General features: G+C 47.4%; 14 protein-coding genes. 2 read left to right on the plus strand and 12 right to left on the minus strand.

Features of this window, described 5'->3' with window-relative positions:
* Positions 1-163: 163 nt before the first annotated feature.
* From L6I86_RS22450 to L6I86_RS22495, 10 genes are all read right to left on the minus strand, one after another.
* Positions 164-6,424: a fibronectin type III domain-containing protein gene (locus L6I86_RS22450; protein WP_236290672.1), complete on the minus strand. Its 6,261-nt coding sequence runs from the start codon at positions 6,422-6,424 to the stop codon at positions 164-166.
* A gap of 118 nt (positions 6,425-6,542) precedes the next feature.
* Complete coding sequence (locus L6I86_RS22455) at positions 6,543-8,108, minus strand: extracellular solute-binding protein (RefSeq protein ID WP_236290673.1); 1,566 nt, start codon at positions 8,106-8,108, stop codon at positions 6,543-6,545.
* A 124-nt stretch (positions 8,109-8,232) separates the two neighbouring features.
* Entirely contained in the window at positions 8,233-9,114 is an 882-nt protein-coding gene (locus tag L6I86_RS22460) for a carbohydrate ABC transporter permease (protein ID WP_236290674.1), read from the minus strand.
* 18 nt (positions 9,115-9,132) lie between these two features.
* Entirely contained in the window at positions 9,133-10,092 is a 960-nt protein-coding gene (locus L6I86_RS22465) for an ABC transporter permease (RefSeq protein WP_236290675.1), read from the minus strand.
* A 719-nt stretch (positions 10,093-10,811) separates the two neighbouring features.
* Positions 10,812-11,942, minus strand: coding sequence for a glycoside hydrolase family 88 protein (locus L6I86_RS22470; protein ID WP_236290676.1), 1,131 nt, complete (start codon positions 11,940-11,942; stop codon positions 10,812-10,814).
* 98 nt (positions 11,943-12,040) lie between these two features.
* Positions 12,041-13,540 (minus strand): glycoside hydrolase family 32 protein, encoded by a 1,500-nt coding sequence (locus L6I86_RS22475; RefSeq protein WP_236290677.1) that lies wholly within the window; start codon positions 13,538-13,540, stop codon positions 12,041-12,043.
* Entirely contained in the window at positions 13,537-14,520 is a 984-nt protein-coding gene (locus tag L6I86_RS22480) for a PfkB family carbohydrate kinase (RefSeq protein WP_236290678.1), read from the minus strand. The genes L6I86_RS22475 and L6I86_RS22480 overlap by 4 nt, the downstream gene beginning before the upstream one ends.
* Positions 14,521-14,553: 33 nt before the next feature.
* Positions 14,554-15,390 (minus strand): carbohydrate ABC transporter permease, encoded by an 837-nt coding sequence (locus tag L6I86_RS22485; RefSeq protein WP_236290679.1) that lies wholly within the window; start codon positions 15,388-15,390, stop codon positions 14,554-14,556.
* Positions 15,391-15,409: 19 nt separating this feature from the next.
* Positions 15,410-16,342, minus strand: coding sequence for a carbohydrate ABC transporter permease (locus L6I86_RS22490; protein WP_236290680.1), 933 nt, complete (start codon positions 16,340-16,342; stop codon positions 15,410-15,412).
* A gap of 24 nt (positions 16,343-16,366) precedes the next feature.
* Entirely contained in the window at positions 16,367-18,214 is a 1,848-nt protein-coding gene (locus tag L6I86_RS22495; RefSeq protein ID WP_236290681.1) for a GH32 C-terminal domain-containing protein, read from the minus strand.
* Positions 18,215-18,476: 262 nt separating this feature from the next.
* Between L6I86_RS22495 and L6I86_RS22500 the strand changes: the two genes are divergently transcribed.
* Together L6I86_RS22500 and L6I86_RS22505 are read left to right on the plus strand one after the other, a co-directional pair.
* On the plus strand, positions 18,477-18,743 hold the full coding sequence (locus tag L6I86_RS22500) for a type II toxin-antitoxin system Phd/YefM family antitoxin (RefSeq protein WP_171634570.1): 267 nt from the start codon (positions 18,477-18,479) through the stop codon (positions 18,741-18,743).
* A complete protein-coding gene (locus L6I86_RS22505) occupies positions 18,730-19,050 on the plus strand; it encodes a type II toxin-antitoxin system RelE/ParE family toxin (RefSeq protein WP_236290682.1) in 321 nt (106 codons plus the stop codon). The genes L6I86_RS22500 and L6I86_RS22505 overlap by 14 nt, the downstream gene beginning before the upstream one ends.
* Here the strand turns inward: L6I86_RS22505 and L6I86_RS22510 are convergent.
* Together L6I86_RS22510 and L6I86_RS22515 are read right to left on the minus strand one after the other, a co-directional pair.
* Positions 19,032-20,648 (minus strand): response regulator transcription factor, encoded by a 1,617-nt coding sequence (locus L6I86_RS22510; protein WP_236290683.1) that lies wholly within the window; start codon positions 20,646-20,648, stop codon positions 19,032-19,034. The genes L6I86_RS22505 and L6I86_RS22510 overlap by 19 nt on opposite strands.
* An 8-nt stretch (positions 20,649-20,656) precedes the next feature.
* Positions 20,657-22,411, minus strand: coding sequence for a cache domain-containing sensor histidine kinase (locus L6I86_RS22515; RefSeq protein ID WP_236290684.1), 1,755 nt, complete (start codon positions 22,409-22,411; stop codon positions 20,657-20,659).
* Positions 22,412-22,526 lie beyond the last annotated feature (115 nt).

A 22,526-nucleotide genomic window follows, 5' to 3' on the forward strand; every position in this document is an offset into this window, starting at 1 on the left:
TGTAAACTGACGATGATATGCCTAGAGTCTCGTAGTTAAATAATATGCCCAATTTCAGTCCTGAGCAATGAGGTAAGCGTTTTATTCACTGCAGGGATCGTACTTTTTTGTTTAAAATACGACAAAAACCGCGCCGAGGTAGGCGCGGTTGGAGTACTATAATTTATTGGTAGATAAATTGGAATAATCTGTACAACATAACGGCAGTTTCAGCTCTAGTCGTATTGCCCAGTGGATTCACCTTGCCGGCGTTGCCTTCGACTAAACCTTGTTGAACGAGAGCATGAATGGATTGGACCGCATAAGAAGCGATATCAGCTCCGTCCGTGAATGGATTGGCGTTTTTCCCTGTAGGTAATGATTGGTTCACTTGAGCCAAGGCTCTCGTAATCATGACGAACATATCTTGACGAGTAATATTAGCTTGCGGGTTAAAGTGTTGATCATCTACGCCATTAACAATGCCGAGCTTACTCGCAATTCCAACAGCTTTTTCATAATAAGTACCTGTCTGAATGTCCTCAAAATGCGTCTCGGCCGTCGCTTGTAGCCCAAAGGTTTCAACCAGTAATTTCGTGAAGTCTGCTCGTGTGATAGAAGCCGTCGGATTGAACGATTGAGCCGTAACCCCTTGAATAATCCCTTTGGAAGCAAGTATTTCGATGGCTTTCTGCGCCCACATCGTGGAGGCGAGATCCTGGAAAGCTGGCTTGTTGTAGGAAACTGCGTACGTACTAAAATGATTCGTGCTGAACTGAAACATGCCAGTAGCAGCGTTGTAGCTGCCTGTCGGTACGAGTTGAGCTTCTCCTTTCGTGTTCACATACCAGACGTTTAACAGTTCAGGATGAGTTTTCTCATCTGAAGATAGTACATAAGGAATACGAACAGAAACGGAAGCATCCTTATTCTCGAATTTCATCGGTTGGCCGGATGCCGTGAATTGCAAATCGACGACAACGCCTGTCTTGCCCTTCAGATCTGTTTGTGCTGGCAGCTTATCTATCGATATGTTAATTGTAAGCGTAGACTGTCCAGTCGCTGCTGCATTATTAGTAAACATATGGCTAGGTAGAACAACCGTGCCAAGTTCCGTCGAAATTTCAAGCCCGTGAGTTGAAGCTTTCTGCGTCAGATACTCCGTTGGTAGTTCAAGCGCATAGCTGTTAGCTCCTGCTACTTTCGGTACATGTAGGGTTACTATCGAACTCGTTCCACCTACTTGTGCATCCGTCTTCTTAAAGGCTTCTTCCAGTGTTGTTTTATCAATCTTTGCTGTGGCTTTCCCGTCTACCGTTGTAACGCTAGTTGTTGGGAAGGTAATCTGGGCTGCCCCATTGTTAACCGTAATAGTCGGCTTCTCCGGCTCTGATTGCGTCCCTGTAGATGGCTCAGTTGGAGCAGGAACAGCTTGTGTTCTGATACGCAAGCTCGGGCCACTTGTTGACCAATTGTTCGCAGCATCTGCCGCTTCAACTTTGAAGTCATAAGCCGTATCAGCGGTCAATCCGGTTACCTGCCACGTTGTGTTTGGCGTAGTAGTAACTACGTTGCCATTCATCAGTAGTTTATACTGCGTTACGCCTACGCGGTCAATCGCTTGGCTCCATGAGAGTTGAACGGAATTCGATGTCACGATGCCTTGTGTCAGAGTACTTTCAGCTGGCCACCCAGGTGCTGTTTTATCACTTGGAACTGGGATTTCTGGATCATCCGTACTTGGGCCGAACACAGTCGAGTTCCCTAGGAAATCCTGTGCTTCTACTTTGTAAACGGCTGCTTCAGTATCCTGCAGCACAATGCTTGTTGCTCCCGCAACGGAAGCGACAAACCCGCCATTGCGATAAACGTTATACTGCATAACCCCAACATTGTCCAAGGCAGCATCCCACACTAGGGTGATTTGATTACCTACGCTTGTGGACGTTATACGCGAGCCAGTCGGCCATTGCGGCGTAATTGTATCGGCCAACATCGTACTTTCGTAAACTTGCAGCGGTTCAGAGACGTTCCCAGCTTCGTCCACTGCTCGGACCTTAAACATATAGGCGGTTTGTGCTTGTAATCCGTTGATGAAATAACTTCGAATATCATTCGACACTTCGATGACCATTGAATCGTCTTGCTCGATACGATAACTTGTGACGCCTGAATCATCCACTGCCGCAGGCCAGTTCAACTGAAGGCCAGATGCGCTGATAAGCGTGAGATTCAGCTGGCTTCCATTACTCCAGGTTGGCAGCGTCACATCTCCAGCAAGCGTCGCCGTGGAGAGTACCGGACTACTTACTGTATTGCCTGCCGCATCACGTGCCACGACATGGAACTGATAATTCGTTCCTGGTACCAATGCAGAAACCTCATAAGTCGTGCCGGTGACAGTCCCCAGCAGCGCAGCGCCCTGGTACACATCGTAGGCCGTTACACCGTAATTGTCTTCAGCGGCCGACCAATGCAGGTTGAGCGCTTTGCGACCCACACTTTGTGCTGTCAAACCTGCGCTTGTCGGCCATACTGGACTAACCGCATCAACGGCAGGCGTCGTGAGCGACGCAGATGGTCCATTAGTTGATTCTAACGCGATGTCTACCGCTTCTACCTTAAAGGTGTAAGCCGTCGCAGGTGCTAAGCCATTCACTTGATAGCTGTATACATCCGATGCAACAGTCGCAATGGCCGTACCATTCTGGTACACCTTGTAGCGGTTAATACCGGAAAGATCTTGCGCACTTGGCCATGTTAAGGTCGCCGTATGCGGGGCAACTTGTGTGACCGCCAAATTCGCGCCTGTCCATGTCGGTGCTGTCGTATCCGTTGGCAGTTCTTCCGTTCCGAGCGTTAGGTACGGTCTAAATCCGACATTTGCTCCCGCAGCTTCCTTCGAATAAAAATCGACGTTTTGATCCAGCCAACTGTCATTTTGCAGCTTGAAACTGATCGTCCCGTCACCGCTTTTCTCTGTAGCTGCTTGACTTGTCACACTTAATTTCTTCCAGTATCCAGCATTTCGCACGATTGTACTGCCGATCAGCGAGCCATCTGCTGGCTTGTTCTGCCAATTGATGGACGCCCCACCCGCATCGGCCACCTCTCGCCAGTTGTCGCCTGTGCTGTACAGATCCATGCTAATGTCCATATTTGCCGTCTGAACCGCAAAAACATAGAGATTCAAGGAAGCATCGTATACATTCCCAGTAACCGAAGTCAGCGGGAATTTTAAATATGCACGTCGGTTGTTACCTGTGTTTTTATTCGCATCGCTACCTGATACACCAGCTGCATTCTTGAAGCGCAAATAATCCAGATTGTTCGTTGATCCCGCTTCACCTAGCGTGCTAGGCGCCTGGATGAACGCATCCGCGCTCGGATATATCACCGTCTGCTTACGAATAACGCCTTGGTACGTCGTAACCGAAACGGCTGGTCCGTTGTTCGTTGACCAATTTCCGGCGGCATCCCCCGCTTCGACGCGGAACGTATAGGCCGTACCGGCAATCAAGTTCGTCACCGCATAGGTTTGTATGTTGCCAGCGACGGTTGCAATTAACGTATTATTCGCAAAAATCTTATAACCTGTAACACCAATCTCATCAAACGCTGCCGTCCAATTTAAATTCACTGCATGGTCGGCCAGCCCGCTATACGTTAAGCTCCGATTAGCTGGCCATGTCGGACGGACTTCATCTGGTCCTGCTTGGGTTTTAATCGACAATCCAGGACCTGTTATTGACCAGTTATTTTTGCCATCCCCCGCTTCAACCCTAAATACATGCGTGGAATTCGGGGTCAAACCGGTGATGGTAAAGTTTTTCACCAAAGCTGGCAGCGTCACAACCTGCTTACCGTCTTGGAACACACGGTATGCGGTCACTCCTCCGCTGTCTTGCGCAGAGTTCCAAGTCAATTGCATGCCCGTCGTCGTCACATCCGAAGCGGTCACGCTCGAAGCAAGGTCCCACGTCGGTGCTGTTGTGTCTTCTACACCCAGCGTACGGAAAGTGACGATCGGCCCGCCGACCGACAAATTACCGTCGCTGTCTTTCGACTCCACGCGAATCGTATACAGCTTGTTCGGGTCTAATCCTACGAGGGCATAGCTCGTTCCGCTCACATCTGCCCAGATTTGTCCGTTCACATAAATACGATAGCCATCCGCCCCGTCATTATCCACGCCATTTGGCCATGAAAGCTGTGCACCGGTTTGACCGAGATCTGCAACCTCAACCGCGGAGCCTTTAGTCCAACCTGGCAGCTCACTGTCTACACCAGAAGTTGTGGTCGTCTCGATGGGCTGACTAAGCACGGACGTGTTGCCCTGTGCGTCCAACGCTTGCACCGTGAACGAGTAGCTGTGACCCGGCGTTAAACCTGTGATGTCATAGCTCGTTACGTTTGCTAGTACCTGTTTGACCAACTCGCCATCCTTGTAAACCCGATACCCACTAACTCCTAAATTGTCATGCGCTCTTGGCCATGTTACGCTGACCGATGTTGGTGATGTATTGGAAGTACCAAAGGTACTGCCATACGGCCACACTGGCGCTGTGATTTCCGCATTTTGAGCAGGTAAGGATAGAGGTACGAAAGTTTCCGTCGTTCCACCTTGCGATGGTGTTCCCCATACGATTGAAACTTTGTTATCTTGCCCCTGTAGTAAGGAAGCTTTTACTGTCTGACTTACGCCACCTTTGGTGACGATAATGTCATAGTCACCATAAAATCCACGCGTTTGATACTGACCATTCGCATTCGTTGTTCCCGTTACGTCCGTCCACCATGTTCCGTAGATCAGATTGCGCCATTGTTCACCTGAGGGCTTCAACGTCCAGTTGCTGCGGAACAGCGGAGCGTTATTCTGCCAGTGAGCACCATCCCAGAACCCCCACATCGTAAACGATTTCACGTTGGGATGGCTAAATGAAGCAAGCAGGATATCTCTTGTAAACTTCCCTTGGATATCTTCTTTAGGTGAGTTTACATCAAATTCCGTTATCGCAATCTCAGTCGCATACTGTGTGAAATGAGTAAGCTGATTGTAGAAAGCCATCGGACTCACCGGCGTACTGCCGAAATGCGCCTGAATTCCGATACCATCTATAGGAGCGCCATTATCTTTCATTGATTGCAAAATACCTGAGAAGTTCGCAATCACCGGCGCATCTACGCCAAGAATTTGCGTCTCATTGACATAAAGTTTAGCCGCAGGGTCAGCTTCTTTGGCCATTTTGAACCAATTCGCCATCAGTGCACCTTGGTCTGCGTACGTGCTGCGAATCATGCTGTTTAGAACAGGCTCGTTCAACACATCCCAGTTATACAATCTCCCCCTGAACAAGCCCGCCAGCTCATGGAAGTGATCTTGGATACGTTTCTCAAGCGCTGTCTTATTGCTCACAAGGCCTGGAATATCTGCTGGTAAACGAGTAGCTCCATCCCATAGCAAGGCATGTCCACGAATGTCAAAACCGTTGGAGCCCAACCAATTGTAGAGATTAACGGTACGGCTTCGATCCTGTTCCCACCATTGCCACTTCATCTCATTTTCCATAACAACAGAATTAAAATTCTCTTTCAGCTTGGTTCGATACGTTTCTGCGTTCGCATCTGTACCATTAATCATCGTGCTGTTGACAGCCGTACCAAACTTGAAGTCATGCTTCGTCATCTTCACTTGAACAGCTGCGTCCTGGATAGGAAGGCCAGAAGCGTCCTTCACTTCAACTTGCAGATCCCCTTTGCGGATCTGCTCAATCCGCTGATTCGCTTCTGCACGCCATGGCGCGTCCTCTTCCATTCCTTCGTAAATAACAGGAGTGCTAGGCAAGCTTTCCAATGTAACCGTTTTCTTATAATTCACTACTTTAAGATTGGCGATTTCGATCTCCTGTGGCTTAAAGCCAAGTCGAAAAGCGATCTGTGGTGTGTTTGCTTCCATCAACAAAGCAGCTTTAATTGGCACAAGGAATTTCTTCCACTGTGAAGGCACGGTTAGCGTCTCCGTTATCGACTTTTCGAAATTGCCTCTTTTCTCCATGACCAATGCCACTGTACCCTCAGCCGTTTCAACCGTAGATTTCAGCGTCCTCGCATAGAACGTTGCCAACATGACATCATCTTTCTCTATACTTGCTTGAATCGGCAGTACATATTGTAAAAGATACGTACTTGCTGGCTGCACATTCGTCGTAAAATGCAATGCTTCCGTAAAAGCTTGCCCATCAACAGTTGAGTTAGCAACCGTTCCGTAAGCTGGAGCCTCTGGATTCAATGCCGCTCCCTGCATTTTAATATCAGAAATAAGAACTTCACTACCAGAGAGTTGACCCAATTCTTCTTCCGTCAATACCTGCGCCAAGGAAATCTTGGGTTGGAACGGTACAACAAGCATCGTGCCAATTAACAGGAGAGAGAGTAATCTGCCCATTTTACCCCTTCTTATCATCACCTATCTCATCCTTCCATCAGTAGCCTACAAACAATAAAAGAGGACCCACCTGAGCAAGTGTCTTACCAGCTTCAGATGGGCGTGTCTAGCAACTACCTTATTTCTTGCGGTTTGCGTTATACCAATCGGTCAATTCCTTGATCGCTTTGTCTCCACCTTGTTTCTTCCAATTAGCCACGTACTCATCGAAGTAATCCACTGGCTTCTCGCCGAGAATAATTTTCGCTGCTGCTTCTTGGAAAGAACCTCTGTACTGCAAATCAGCATTCTTCGTCAACGTATCAATTGGCGGCATACCTGCAGTTGGGTTGGCAATACCTTCTTTACGGGACGTATCGATCGTTTGAAGAAGCTTGTTATAAGCCTCATCGTTGTTAATCAACAACTTCTGAGCTTGCTCATTAAATCCATGCATTTGGAACACAGCAGAACGCCATTTCAAATCTGTATCTTTATCTGCCAAATATTTAATTGTGCTGCCTTCTTTGGTGTAAGATTGCCCCTCAATACCTAGCTCTGAGAACATTTGACCTTCATCTGAGACGAGCCAATCAAACATTTTTACAACCGCTTCTGGATTTTTCGTATCTTTGTGTACAATGAAAGTTTTAAGTACTGGTTTCTCAACACGTCCTAGTTGACCTGTATAGCCATCACCTCTTGGAGTAGCGATGCCGATGACATTAGGCTTCTTGTCTGGCAATAATTTGGTTAGATCCTTTTGCCATGAATCCCAAATACCTAATACAACGTGGTCCCATGAGCCAACAAGGTCGGACTTAATTTTTTGATCCCAAATTGCCCGTGTGTTCGTCAGGAATTCCGTATCAATCAATTTTTCTTTATACATCGTGTTGAGCAGGCCTAATGCTTTTTTCATATTCGGGTTCACATAGCCAGGCATAACTTCACCATTGTAAAGGCTGTTGGAATCCAAGTTAACGCCGTACATACCGAAGACATTATCCGCCCACTCAAATTTCTCACGGGAGGAGAAAGGAATTTCATCTTTTTTGCCATTACCGTTCGGGTCCTTATCTCGAAAGGCTCTTAGCATATCAAGGAATTCTGCCGACGTTTTCGGCTCCTTGATGCCCAATTTATCCATCCAATCCTTACGTACATAAATCACACGTTCAGCTGGCGCATTTCCTGCCGCAGGCTGTGGAATGGCTAGGATTTTACCATTGATCGTCACAGCGTCCCAAGCAGATTGCGGGATATTTTTCTTCAAATTAGGGCCATATTTATCAATTAACGGCTTCAAATCCAGTGCTAATCCATTGGTAACAATATCCGAAGTTTCGATGCCCCAGACCATATGTACATTCGGGATATCACCAGAAGCGAATTTCAGCTTCAGCTGATCTGCGTAGTTTTCATGAGGCAAGAAAGTAATATCCAAATCTGTATTTGTTTTTTGTGCCAAATATTTCACAGTAGCCAGGTCCATCGATTTACCAGAAGGAATTTGCTGTGCGTTATTGGATACGAACATCGTGATTTTCTCAGGCGCAGCAGGCTTTGTACTTGCCGTTGCACTCACTGCTGGTGCTGTTGAAGCTGTCGTCGTGGAACCTTTATCGGATGAACATGCGGCCACCGCCGTGGATAAACATACAACACATGCAAGCGTAACTATTTGTTTAAAATTAACTTTCATTGATTAGACCCTCCCTAGTAAGCTACTTCATTATAATTTAGATCGTTCGTCAACATCATCTGGATATTACTGTCTGGACCTATCCCACCTCCTGATCAGAGTATGAAGCTACCTCGGCAATACCTTATTCTTTAACCGATCCCAGCAAGGCACCTTTGATAAAATGTTTCTGCAGGAACGGATAGACAATAATAATCGGGATGGTCGCGATCACAATCGTCGCCATTTGCAACCCTTGTGGCGTTATCGCACTGGATAACTCCATTACCGACTGACCGCCGGCAGAATCCATATCAAATTGCGAGATCAATTTATACAAATACAACTGCAAGGGCTGTAATTCCCGGTCTGTAATATAGAGCAATGGACCAAGGTAATTATTCCAATGTCCCACGGCATAGAAGAGAATCAGCGTCACATTGATTGGCATCGATAACGGAGCCACAATGCGCCATACAATTCTGTACTCCGACATGCCATCCACCCTCGCCGCTTCAAACATTTCTTCCGGAAGCGACCTCATAAAGGTGATGCACAGCATCATATTGAAAGCGCTAAGCGCACCTGGAATGATTAATGACCAGATTGTGTTGAGCATGCCAAAGCTTTTGACTAAGATATACATTGGAACCAATGGTGCCTGGAAGATCATCGTGAAGATGATAAAAAGGAGAATTACTTTACGGCCGCCTAACCACCCTTTTGAAAGTGGATAGGACGTTAGAATGGTCAGCAGCATATTGATCGCTGTGCCTATCAATACAATTTGGACCGTAACACCGAACGACCTCCAAAAAACGGCATTTTTGATAACAAATTCATAGTTGTGCAGATTGAAACCTACAGGCCAGAGCGCGACTTCGGAATGAATAATGGCTTCATTTGAGCTTAACGAGCCTGCAATGACGTTTAATAACGGAACTGCTACAGCCGCACAAAAGAGCAACAATAACAGAGTATTTGCAGAATCAAAAATTACTTCTCCAATAGATCGTTTAATTTTCATCGTGTATATTTCACCCCTTTAGTAAAGCCCTTCTCCTGTTGTCCATTTGCTCACGCGATTGGCGATGACAAGCAATAGAAAACCTATGACTGATTTAAACAACCCAACAGCTGTCGTTATACTGTATTGTCCTTGTAGAATCCCTGCCCGATACGTGTAAGTATCCAAGACATCCCCCGTCTCCTGCGTCGCTGGATTGAGGAACTGATAAATTTGCTCAAAACCTGAATCCAGAATATGTCCCGTTTTCAACATTAACAGAATCATGATCGCAGGCAGCATGCCTGGCACCGATATATGTAGAAACTGTTTCCAACGATTGGCTCCATCCATTTTGGCCGCTTCATACAAGGAAGGATTAATTCCCGCTAGCGCTGCGATGAAAATGATGGCATTCCAGCCCATTTCCTTCCAGATACCCGAAATAATAATGATGGATCGGAAGTACTCCGACTTCTGGAGATACGCGATGGTATCACCACCGAAGGCAGTGATCAAATGATTCACAAGACCCTGCGTTGGCGAAAGCAACATATACGTAAGTCCGAAAACAATCGTCCATGATAAAAAGTGTGGTAAATACAGCACCGTTTGCGTAATTCGCTTGAAAGCCATCGTGCGCACTTCATTGAGCATAATCGCTAGTAAAATCGGCAACGGGAAGGCGAACACAATTTGATACAAGCTGATTAGCAGCGTATTTCGGAGCAGTCGTCCGAACTTGTCGTACGTGAATAGTTGATGGAACCACTTGAACCCAACCCATTCACTTCCTGTGAAGCCTTTGAAAATGTTGTAATCCTGAAAGGCAATGAAGCTCGCCATAAGGGGTACATACTTGAACACGAGGAAATACAGCAGTCCAGGAATCAGCATGATATAAAATGCCCGATGCTGTAGGACGTATTTCCACCAACCTTTTTTCTTTTTTGCTTGGGTTGACCGCTGAACAACCTCATTCACAGTAGCGGATTTCATCTGCTCTCACCTACACTATCTATTTGTCTTATGTGTTAATTATAGGTTTCAAGGCATGAGACCAACAATGAGGGCGGATGTCGATTTACTGTAGTAAAAGTCTTTTTGTGGGGGATGGGGGAGCAACACCTAAACTTAAATTTCACCAGTACAACATCCACCCACAACACACTGCCATCACATCTTAACTACACATCCTAACTACACAACCTAATTACACAACCTAAACACACACCCTAACTACACAACCTAACTACACACCCTAACTACACAACCTAACTACACAACCTAACTACACAACCTAAACACACACCCTAATTACACAACCTAACTGCACATTTTAACTACACATCCTAAACACACACCCTAAACACACTCCTCCGCTACCAACATGCCACTTTCCCCCATCTCCCCGTCGCCCGTGGAAATTAAATGGAAATTATGCAGCTAATTCTGGCTGATTCATCTGTTTATTGCATATAGATGGAAATTATGTAGCTAATTTCGCTCAAATCGATTATTTCGGACGAATTGGCTCGAATTAACTGGAGGAAATACAGTTATTCGCTTCAGCAACGTGTTTGGCGCGAAATTAGATGTAGGAAATCCAGTTATTGTTACTGGAGTGCTGGAGCGACGCGTGGAAACAACGCAAAAAAGAGTTGTCCTCCAGCAGCTATAGCTGCTGAAAGACAACTCTCTTATCAAATTAACCTAACCTACCAGAACAACTCGCCATGCCCGAGCAATCGGGAAAGACCCTCCACGAAGTAATAGTCGCCATAAATGAGCGGCACGTCGATGTTTTTCCCCTCTGGATAATGGCTTGTACCGTGGGTGACTAACCCTTCTTCGGTTTCGGAATCCCACGCACCGTAGTTCGTGTACAGCGAGTGCAAGATGCGCTCCCCCGCTTCGCGGTAGAGGGATGCCTCTTGGCCGTTCACTTGCTCCGCGATCAGGAGCAAGCCGCAAGCCGCACACGCGCCTGCTGAGGAGTCGCGGTACGCTGGAATGCCATCTGGCAAGCGGAAATCCCAATGCGGCACATGATCTTCCGGCAGGTTCGCCAGGAAGAAATGTGCAGCACGCTTGGCCGCATGCAAATACTTCTCATCGCCAGTGTACTTATAGCTGAGGCTCATACCGTAAATCGCCCACGCGGTTCCCCGCGACCAGGCCGATTCAGGCGCAAAGCCTTGCCCACCGTTTACGGAAAGCTTCTCGCCAGTGGCAGGATCAAAAATCACGATATGATTCACCGATCCATCGGGACGAATAAAGTGCTCGACCGCCATGTCGGCATGCCTTACGGCGATTTCTTTGAAGCGCGGGTCGCCTGTAGTCAGCGTAGCCCAGTGCAGCAACGGCAGATTCATCATGCAGTCGATAATCGCCCAGCCTGCATTATCCTCGCCTTCGCGCCAAGGGTTCCAAGCGCGAATGTAACTGCCCTTCACGTTGAAACGTGCTGCAAGCAGATTCGCCGCGAGCAAAGCGCGGCGCTTGGAATCATCTGCACCAGTTAACTTGTAGCGAGCAACACTCGTCAGCGTCCACATGAAGCCGATATCATGATCCAGACGATAGTAGTCGGTAACAACTTGATCGAGTTGCTGTTCACAGGACTCGGCTAACTGCTTCAGACCCTCATCCTTGGTATCACGATATAATAACCACAACAACCCAGGCCAGAAACCCGCTGTCCACCAATATGCAGGCTCCAGCTTATACTCTCCGCCTACACTTGCATGTGGGAAACCATCACCAATGCGCTTACTTGTTTTGTCTACTTTCGCTACGGTTTGTGCCCATGCTTCTTGAGCCCAAGCCTTCTGAATTGTCGTCATCTATTACACTCCTCGCCAGGTTTATTGAAACGTTTAACCTATTATACCACCTGGCTTCGCGGAATGCTCGCTTGTTTAAAATTGGTTATTTGTTGTATCTACAATGACACTTTCCATGCGTCCAAACTTTCTAAACAAGCTTCACCATGCCTTGCAAAAAGCTTAACACCTAGACTGTCACCATTCGGATAAATCCGATTCGTTATCGTTTTCACACCGTTATTCGCGAACAGCTCTAACGAAGAACGATCCACGAACAGATGAAGCTTGATGCTCCCATCCTCCATCGGTTCCACCTGAGCTTCGCTCACACCGGCTTCACCTGCACCGGCGCGTGTACGATCAACGCGGAGTGTATGCTCCGCTACGGAGTACGAAACTTCCGTGTACTCAGATCCATCCTCTGAGCAACGAATGAGAAGTCCAAACACCGCCTCCTCGCTAGATCCCTTCGTGTTAAACACGGCGATCAGTTCCAGCTGGTCGCCTTGAATAGCGGCCAATGAAACAATCGATTCCGCAGGTATCACCTGTCGATCGACGAACTCCCTGCCCTTCCGCAGCGCCGCCAGTTCCGCCACAGGCTGCATCCGCAACGTGCCATCCTCTGCCAGCGTCAACTCGCGCGGCAAAGTAAACGCCCCCATCCAGCCATCTACTTGCTCCGGCATCTGAGCGCCCCATATGTTCATCCAGCCTAGCAGGATGCGTCGTCCCAGTCCATCCACCAACGTTTGCGGCGCATAGAAATCGAACCCATCATCCAACCGTTCGGCATAACGGTAATCAAATTTGCCTGTCTCATAGTTTAATTTCCCGGTGAGGTACATCGTCTTTGTAGCCCCCATGTTCATCGGGGAAATAACAAGCACATGATCATCCCCATCACCGAGTGGAAATAAATCAGGACACTCCCACATATCTCCCATAGTGCCGTCACTCTCTGCTGCAACACCCAAATAGCGCCATGTGAGCAAATCAGAAGACGTGTACATCAGCACTTTGCCCAAGCCATCCTTTCCATAACCGACGACCATGTACCACTGACCGTCATGCTGCCAAACCTTCGGATCGCGGAAGCCGAACCCACCCTCCTCCGGTGCGGCACCAATAATAGGATTAGCCACTGATTTGTTAAAAGCAACCCCATCCGTGCTGGTCGCGAGACACTGCACCTCCATCGGCGTACGTCCATCTACATGCCCCGTATAGACCAATGTCAGAACGCCGTTATAATCGACTGCACTGCCTGACCAACAGCCATAACCACCTGTTTCCCCGCTATCATAATCTTCCGAAGGAGCCAACGCGATAGGCAAGTGCTCCCAGTGCACCAAATCCTTACTTTTGGCATGCCCCCAATGCATCGGGCCCCATTTCGACTCATAGGGAAAATGCTGATAAAACACATGATACTCTCCATTCCAATAAATAAGCCCATTTGGATCATTCATCCAGCCCGCTGGAGGCATAAGGTGATAACCAAGCCTATATCCATCCTCCGCGATTGACTTGACGGCTTGCTCCAATGCTTGATTCGCTTGTTCCACGCGTTCCATGTGGAGCTGACTCTTTTCACTATCTGTCCGCTGACTCATCCTAGAACATCCTCCCTAGCTCCATCTCGTATCAACGCTTGAATTTCCTCCATTGTTCCAAGCGACGGAATCGCACCTTTCCGAGTGGTCGCCAAAGCTCCCGCCGCATTCGCAAAGCACAATGCCAGCTGAAGCTCCTCTTCTTCCCACAACTGCAACGCCTTTCCCTTCTCCAACACTTCATATAACAATGCACCGAAAAACGCATCCCCAGCACCAGTAGTATCAAGGGTAAGAACAGGGAAACTCTCCACCTTGCCCCACCAATCCTTCATCTGATAAAAAGAACCCGCTCCTCCTGCTGTAGCCAAAAGCAAGGTAATTCCATACTGTTCAACTAGTTTTCTCGCTGCCTTTTCTAAATCCTGCTCAGCCGTCAAGAAGACAAGCTCCTCTTCGGAAACCTTTACCACATCTGCGAGGCTTAGGCCAACGCGAATTACTTCTAGTGCGTGCTCCTCATCTCGCCACAAGGAAGGACGCCAATTCGGGTCATAGGAAATCAGCGCCCCATTATCCTTCGCAAGCTGAACAGCTTTTAGAGTAGCTGTATAAGCAGGCTCCGCCGTCATTGAAATCGAGCCAAAATGAAAAATCCGTGTCTCCCCCAGCATGGCATGATTCAACTCATCTGCTCTCAACAGCTGATCAGCGCCAGGATGCCTTGCAAAATGAAACGATCTATCTCCATCTGCATCCAGCTGGACGAAAGCCATCGTCGTATGCGCCTCACATGTCTCTACCAAACCACAATCTGACACGCCGACCTCGAGTAAAGCTTCGCGTAAATAAGCCCCGAATGGATCGCTGCCCACTTTCCCGATGAACCCCGTTTTCCTGCCGAGCTTCGCCATCGCAGCTGCCACATTTACTGGCGCTCCGCCTGGGTTGCGCTCAAACAACGGCTGTCCCGCTTCGGATCGACCATTTGGTGTAAAATCAATTAAGTACTCCCCAAGCGCAACTACATCGTAGTTCATGCCATCTGCTCCTTTCTTTTTACCCTAAACCATTTAACCCTTAATGCCCGACATCGTAATCCCCTGAATATAGTAACGCTGCAAAAATAGAAAAAGTAGGAGAATTGGCACGGTAGATAGCGTATTCGCCGCCAAAACCTTCGACCAATCTGTCCCCTCATTCGAGGAAAACGTGGAGATCCCGACTTGAATCATCTGCATTTTCTGATCATTGATCACAATAAGCGGCCACAGATAGGAGTCCCAGTTTCCTAGGAAAGTCATCAGTCCGAGCGTAATTAGCGCAGGCACTGCGGCTGGCAGCACGATCGCTACAAAAGTGCGAGGCAATGTCGCTCCGTCAATCCGTGCAGCTTCCATCATTTCGTTCGGAACTTCCGCGAAAAATTGCCGCAGCATAAAGATGCCGAACACGGACAACATCGAAGGGATAATAAGTGCTTTATAAGAATTAAGCCAGCCCAAATCATGCATCAACAAATAGTTAGGTACGAGTGTTACTTCGCCTGGGATGATCATCGCAGACATAAATAAGGCAAATACAACCGTTTTAAATGGAAATCTTAGCTTCGCAAACGCAAATGCCGCCATCGAATTAATGATCAGCACCAGTATCGTTACGATGGAAGCCACGAGCAATGTATTCCAGATATAGCGTAAGAACGGATTTCGCGTATTAAAAATGACATTATGGAAGTTCTTCCATGTCCATTCTACGGGAACTATTAAGTGAATATTCAATGATGTATATTTGAAAAGCTCCTGATAGGGTCGAAAAGCGCCAGTAACCATCCATAGGATAGGAGCGATAGAAATCAGAGCAATTACGATCATGACAATCATCGTTACGACGTTTGTTAGCCTCTTCACAGCGAATCCCTCCTCGTTGTTAGTCTGTGTCTTTGTTAAAAAGCTTCATTTGGATCAGTGAAATGGTCAATACAATCGCGAAAAGCACAAAAGCCGCCGCCGTCGCGTACCCCATCCTCATTTGCGTGAAAGCTTGTTTATAAATATAGAAAACAACCGTTTCCGTTGAGCTATTGGGACCGCCATTGGTCAGTACGAAAACTAAGCCCGAGAGCTTGATCGCATCGATTGTCGTCATGATGACCACGAAGGACATCGTCCGATTCAATAATGGAAGTGTGATTTTGAAAAACTGCCCAATCCGTGATGCCCCATCCACTCTGGCTGCTTCATAGAGATCGGGCGAGATATTGTTCAAGCCGGCTAGAAAAATAATCATGAAAAACCCGGCGCCCTTCCAAATTCCGAGCACAATAATGCCGTTCATCGCTGTTTTCGGATCAGATAGGAAGCTCGTAACCGGCATATGCAGCGCTTTGAGCACACTGTTCAGGAGGCCGAACTCTTTGTTATAAATGAGCTTAAAAACCGTAGCCGCCACCGCTGTCGAGATAATAACCGGGATAAAATAAAGCGTTCGGAACAGCCCGGCTGTCGCGGTTTTCTTCTGAATTAATAGGGCAAGGCCAAGTGCGATGCTCGTCTGAATCGGAATCACAATCAGTGCGAAATAAAACGAATGCTTCAAACTATTAAAGAAGGCTCGATCCTTCATTAGATGCACATAATTGTCCATGCCGACGAACACGTCACCGGCGCCGACTAAGGAATAGTTTTTGAAACTGATTAGAAAAGCTTGCAACATAGGATAGAATACGAACACAAGCAGTAAGGCTATCGCCGGGAAAATAAACCAGAAGGCCGTAGCCTGCTCATGCTTGCGAAAGCTTTGCGATTTTTTATTGCTTGAACTAACCGATTTCACTGTTTTCATCGTTTCAACAGTAGCCATAACTCACCTCTCCATTCACATCTGTCATTTGCCATCGTAAACATACACTTGGACACTCGACATGACAGTCCCATCTTGGCTAGTCGCCTTGATTTCAGCCTGCCCCGTCTTAACACCACGCACCGTTGCCCCTCCGTTATCCGCTGTAACGGACGCGATTCCTTCATCGCTAGATGTCCACTTCAGCTCCTGTGGTGCGCTCAGTGGAATAACGGATGCTGCGATAAGTTGGCTGCTGTTCACTGCTACATCAAACGTAGTATTGTTCAACACTACTCTCTGTGGCGTTGTCCCGTTCACATCTTCCTTACGCCAAACCGTCCCCATCGGATAAAACTGCGCTTTTTCCAGCGTGACATCGCCCTCTGACGCAGTCAGTTCCAGTCGATTGCTCGTGGGATCAGGGAAGATCAGGCTAGAGACAACAGCCTCGCCATCATTCGCGAATACCTCCAAACTAGCCTCATCCACGAAAAATTGAAGTTTGAGCTTGCCGTTCTTCAGCCTCAGTGGTGCCGACACTTGTTCGGCGAAGCCTTTCTCGAATGAGGTGATACCCGAGTGGGTTCTGTCAATGGTCAGCTTTTCCGTATCCGCATCGTAGGTGACTTTCGTTGCTTGATCTGCTCCTTTGCGCAGCTGGAATTCGGCCTTGCTTTTCGGCAGAACTGTAAGCTCCGAGAGTAGCTCATACGATGTTCCTTTTAAATGATCAAACGGATTAACTCCTGCCGCTAACTGTTGCTGCTTCACCATTACTTCTGTGCCCCGCAGCGTCTGCAATTCTTTGATCGGTTCCTGAATTAGGCGTATGCCTTGATCAGGGATATTTCTCAACCGCAGCTCACGCGGGATCGACATATTCCCCTTCCAGGCCCCAGTCGGCATCGCAAACGGATAACGCCAGTTGGACATCCAGCCTAGCCAAATGCGACGTCCATCTTTTGCTGGAATATCCGAATAAGATACTGCTGCATAGAAATCCTTCCCATAATCCGTCCACAAAACATCGGAAGCTGGATTATCGTTCTTGAACGTGCGACCGTCGAACGTGCCAACGAAGTATTGAGCCGTGGAGCCTTTGGTCGTGTTGTTGCTGCCGATGCTGAGGGCTAACACCCATTTTTTCGTTTTGGTACCCTCTATAGGTAGCTCAAACAAATCTGGACATTCCCAAACCGCCGCATGCGAGCCCTGATCGCTTCCAAACTCACTTGCGAGCTTCCATGCTTTCAGGTCAGGTGATGTGTAGAATTGAACGCGATTATCCACAGACACTACCATCACCCAGGATTTCGTCGGCTCGTGCCAGATCACTTTGGGATCTCGGAAATCCTTTAAACCTGGATTCGGAATCACTGGATTACCTTCATATTTGGTCCAGGTACGGCCTTTATCTGTGCTAAATGCAATACTTTGCGATTGCAGGCCGCCTTTGAAATGCGTAAAAATCGCGACTAGACCCGCCTTGCCGCCAAAAAAGCCACTCGTATCCTTCGCATCCACAACCGCGCTGCCTGACCAAATTTCACCGAGCGAATCCCTAGCTAGCGCGACCGGCAAATGCTCCCAATGGATTAAATCGCGACTAACCGCGTGACCCCATTGGCCGCTATTTTGATAGAATTGATGATACTCTCCTTCCAAATAGACCATGCCATTCGGGTCACTTAGATTGCCTGATTCCGGTGATAAGTGATACTGTGGGCGAAACTTTTCCGTATAATAAGTCGGATCCTTCGCATAAGAGAAAGCCGATTCCTCCGCTGAGTCCGTCGATTTGTTATCACCTGCTACCAATGCCGTTGCCCCCCAACCCAGAAGTATGATCACAGCGCTACCCGCTACCCATAATCCAAATTTCTTCCGCATGGTTCCTCCCTCTACTAGCTGTCTATTATGATGTATCGTTATTGTACCGAGTCAGCGAATAGAAAGATTTCAATATCATTGGGAGTTGTGTTTTAAAATGATTTGCAGGTGCGTGCCAGGATTAGCCTCGTCAGCAGATAAAAAAAATACCCTCATCTGTTAGATGAGAGTATTTAAGCCCATTCATGGTAATCGGAATTGAATATTGTACATTATAATGCTACAATAATGTCAGATTGATCATGAGAAGGAAGGTCAGATTATGCCGCATATTAGACCGATAACGGATTTAAGAAATACAACTGAAATCTCTGAGCTTTGTCATAAACAAGACGAACCTATTTTTATTACTAAGAACGGATATGGTGACTTAGTCGTAATGAGTATTGAAACCTATGAACGTCAACTTGCGCTAGTTGAAGTTTATAAAAAGTTAGCTGAAGCTGAAAAGCAAATTGCTGAGGGTCAACCTTTATTAGAAGGTGAGGCAGTTTTTAAAAGGCTGCGAGACAAATATGCAAACAAATGATTATGGTTTGAAATTCACACCATTAGCAAGTGATGATCTTGAGCAGATTTACAGTTATGTATCGCATAAATTATTTGCTCAAGCTGCGGCAGACAACCTTCTAGCAAAGATTGAATCCAGTATTACGAGCCTCACTAGAGTCCCGTATTCAGGAAGTATTTTGTTAGATGAGTCTCTAAAAAGCAGAGGATATCGTAAGTTGATCGTTGATAACTATCTTGTTTTTTATTTGGTCAATGAGTTAGATAAATATGTTGTTATTATGCGTATCATGTATGGTGCACAAAACTATACAGATTTGCTTTGACTCTCCTCCCGATACTCCTTCGGTCCCTTCCCGTAGAACTTCTTGAAAGCCGTGCTAAAATAGCTCGAACTAGAGTACCCCACCAACGTAGCAATATCCGTTAGCTTAAGCTCACTTTCTTGGAGCAAATCCGCAGCCCTCCCCAAACGCAACCTCGTGACATAGTCACTAAAAGTCACACCCACACTCATCTTAAACAACCCAGATAAGTACGTTTCGTTAATATGAAACATCTCGGCCAAGGAGGCCAGCGTAAGCTCATAGGAAAAGTTCTCATTCACATAATTGCGAATGGCTTCCATCATTTGCTGACCACTGGAGAACCTGGTTTTCCTCACCTCTTCCATGACGAGCCGGGCCATGTCGTGCAGCTGGTCGAGCACTTGCTCCCGAGAGGAGTAATCTCTCACGCTCATCTGGCAGTTCCAGAGATAGCTCTGCAGGGACGCGTCCCCTAGCTCAAACTTCTTGGCAATGGCGTTAAACAAGAGAATAATACGCAGCGTTAAAAAGGTGAACACAAACATTGGCGTATCTCGATCTGTGGTGAAAATGGCTTGTAACTGCTTGGTAAAAGCAGGCATATCGAGATTTTCGATGGTTTGCATCAGCTTTCTCTCCACCTCCGGTGAAAAGCTATGCGTCATGGCGAGCACATTTCGATCCGGCTCAGCTTTATCGGAATGAATCGTGCCTTGACTCCAGGCGAGCATACTTGATGCGTAGCCGTCCTTGAGCTGCCTCAAACCATGGATAGGCTCGCCAATACCGAGCACACTGTCTACTTTGAGGTAGCTTTGGATATCCCGCTTCAGCTTGCGTACGAAGTCAGCCAAGAAGCGGTCATGCTCGGCATTTTGAATCCGAATGACAAAATGTATCATCGCAGGGTGACTCATCGCGTAGAACGGATAGATGTGCTCCCATTTCTCGGCGGACTCCCGGCACAACATCTGAAAAGCTAAGTACAGCAAGTCTTTCCGCTCACTCCAATCGTCCAAGCGTCCTGGTGGAATACGCATCTCTACCGTTACAAATTGAGCATGAACATTGTCACCTGCTAACGCTGATAACTGTAACTGCTCCATTCGCTCCTTCATGGTGGACACGCTGAACCATTCATCCTTCACCAGTTGCCAAAGAAGCTGCTCTTGCATCAGCACAAGCTGTTGATGGTTTTTGATTTCCTCTTGATCTTGCTCCCGCAAGCGATTGCGATCCTCTTCCAACTCCGCGGCAAGCTTGCCAAGAAGTGCGGTTAGCTCACTGCGAACCACGGGTTTGAGCAGATAATCCTTCACCCCAAGCTGAATAGCAGCCTTCATATATTCAAAATCCGAGTAGCCGGAGAGCACAATAATACGAAGCGCAGGGTACTTTTCCTTGCATGCGCTAACGAAGGAAATCCCATCCATTTGCGGCATGCGAACATCTGTAATAACAACATCCGGCATCGGATGTGCCTCCAGAAGCTGCAGTGCTTCCAGACCATTAGCCGCTTCCTGCGCAATTTCGTACCCGGCGGATGTCCAATCAATTTTGGCTTTAATGCTATTTCGAACGCCGACCTCATCATCAATCAGCATGATTCTGTACATCTCGGTTGTCAGCTCCTTATCAGCGGCAGGATCAGGTTCAGCTCCGTCCCCTCATTCTGCTTGGAATACAGCTCTAAATGAAATTGCTTCCCATAATTCAATCGACAGCGGGATAACACATTGCGAAGACCAATACTCTGCCCCTCGGTACTGAGAATCGCTACAGGATCACCCGTTTGGATCTCTTCCATAAGATTTTGAACCAATTCCGGAGACATGCCAATGCCATTATCCTTCACGGAGATCAGCAATTTATTCTCTTGCAGCTTCGTCCTTAGGGTAACCCGCGCAACGCCATCCTTCTCTAAACTATACTTCACCGCATTTTCGACCAGAGGTTGAATGATGAATTTGGCGATCAAGAAATGGGCTGCCTCGGGATCTTCTTCGATCACACTTTGCAATCGCTCCTCATGCCTCAAATGAAGGATGAACAAATAATCCCGGATATACGCCATTTCTTCCCCTACTCGAACCAAATCACTACCCAGGTTAAGCGAGTATCTCATCATTTTACCCAAAGCTTCCGTCGCATCCATCACAAGGTCTTCCCGCTTCATCGCCGCCAGACCGCTAATGATTTCAAGCGTATTATTATAAAAATGCGGATTAATCTGCAGCAGCAGTGCTTTATACTCGGCATTTTTCCTGCGCAAGTTTGTCTCGAACTCCGTCTCGATTAAATAGCGCAGCCGATGGGTCATCTGCTCGAACACCCTTGTCACATAGTTCACTTCACTATGGCCCTGGCCAACCTTCGGCATCATATGCAGCGCCTGATGAAACTCCCCGCGCTCTACGTGCTTCATTGCTCTCCCCATCACACTCAGCGGTTTGGTAATGCCTGCTGACAGCCAAAAGGCTGTTAGTATCGCAACGATCAGTAACAAAATGCTAACGACAAGCATCGTTTGGCGAATGTGTGTGATTTTTTCATACAATTCAGCCTCAGGCACACTCCCGATAATGGTCCAATTCTGAGCAGGCAGCTTGCGGAAAAAGAGCAGATTCGTCTCTCCTTTCGCCTCCATCGGGAAAATTCCACTGGCATCCCCGTCAAAACGTGCATCAATCTGCTGAAGCCCCTTCCCCAGCATGTCCTTGTCTTCAGACAGATTCTGATCCAGCACACTGTTGCCGTCATGCGTCAGCAAAACGACCTTCCCCGTCTTCCCTACATGAATCTTTTCAATCGCATTGCGAAGCAGGGTTGTTGGATAATTCACTTTGATGAAGCCCATATTTTTTAGCGATTGCAATTGTACGAGTGGGAAAAGGAAGCTATTAATCGATCGAGCTCTCATAAAATCATCCGACTGATCGACATCCTTGTGTGCAACCGTCCAACGCTTGTTTTCATTAATAAAATCCTGGAACCACGCGCTGTTCTTGTAGGTTCTGTCCTGCGTCCACACACCGCCAGCATCCTCGGCGAACGCACTAATGGAAATACCACTGGAGTTGTTCACCCCATAGGAGGAGAAATACTCCCGCAATCGTTGCTTCGTGAGCACGCGTTCCTGAATGGTGCTATCTGGATTCAAATGAACGGTCAGCCAGTCCTGTGTGACTCGGGAGCTCATTACCTGATTGCCTGTATCCTCCACTTGTGTCAACAGCGTCCCCACATGCGAGGCGAACTGCTCGATTGTTTGAGAGGTTGAAGCTTCGATCGACGACTGGATTGACTTGGTCGCTTCCTCGCTAAGGATATAGGCCAAAGTGGCAAAAGGGAGAAGCAATAGAACCGAGAAAACCGCCATCAAACGGCTCCTCAATGAGAAAAACATGATATCCCCCCGTTATGTCTGATTCTTTATATCATACCTCTGGGCCGTCTGACCAAACAACGACAAAGAGACGATCATCGAAATGATT

The organism is Paenibacillus allorhizoplanae (assembly GCF_927798215.1).
Lineage (GTDB): Bacteria > Bacillota > Bacilli > Paenibacillales > NBRC-103111 > Paenibacillus_E > Paenibacillus_E allorhizoplanae.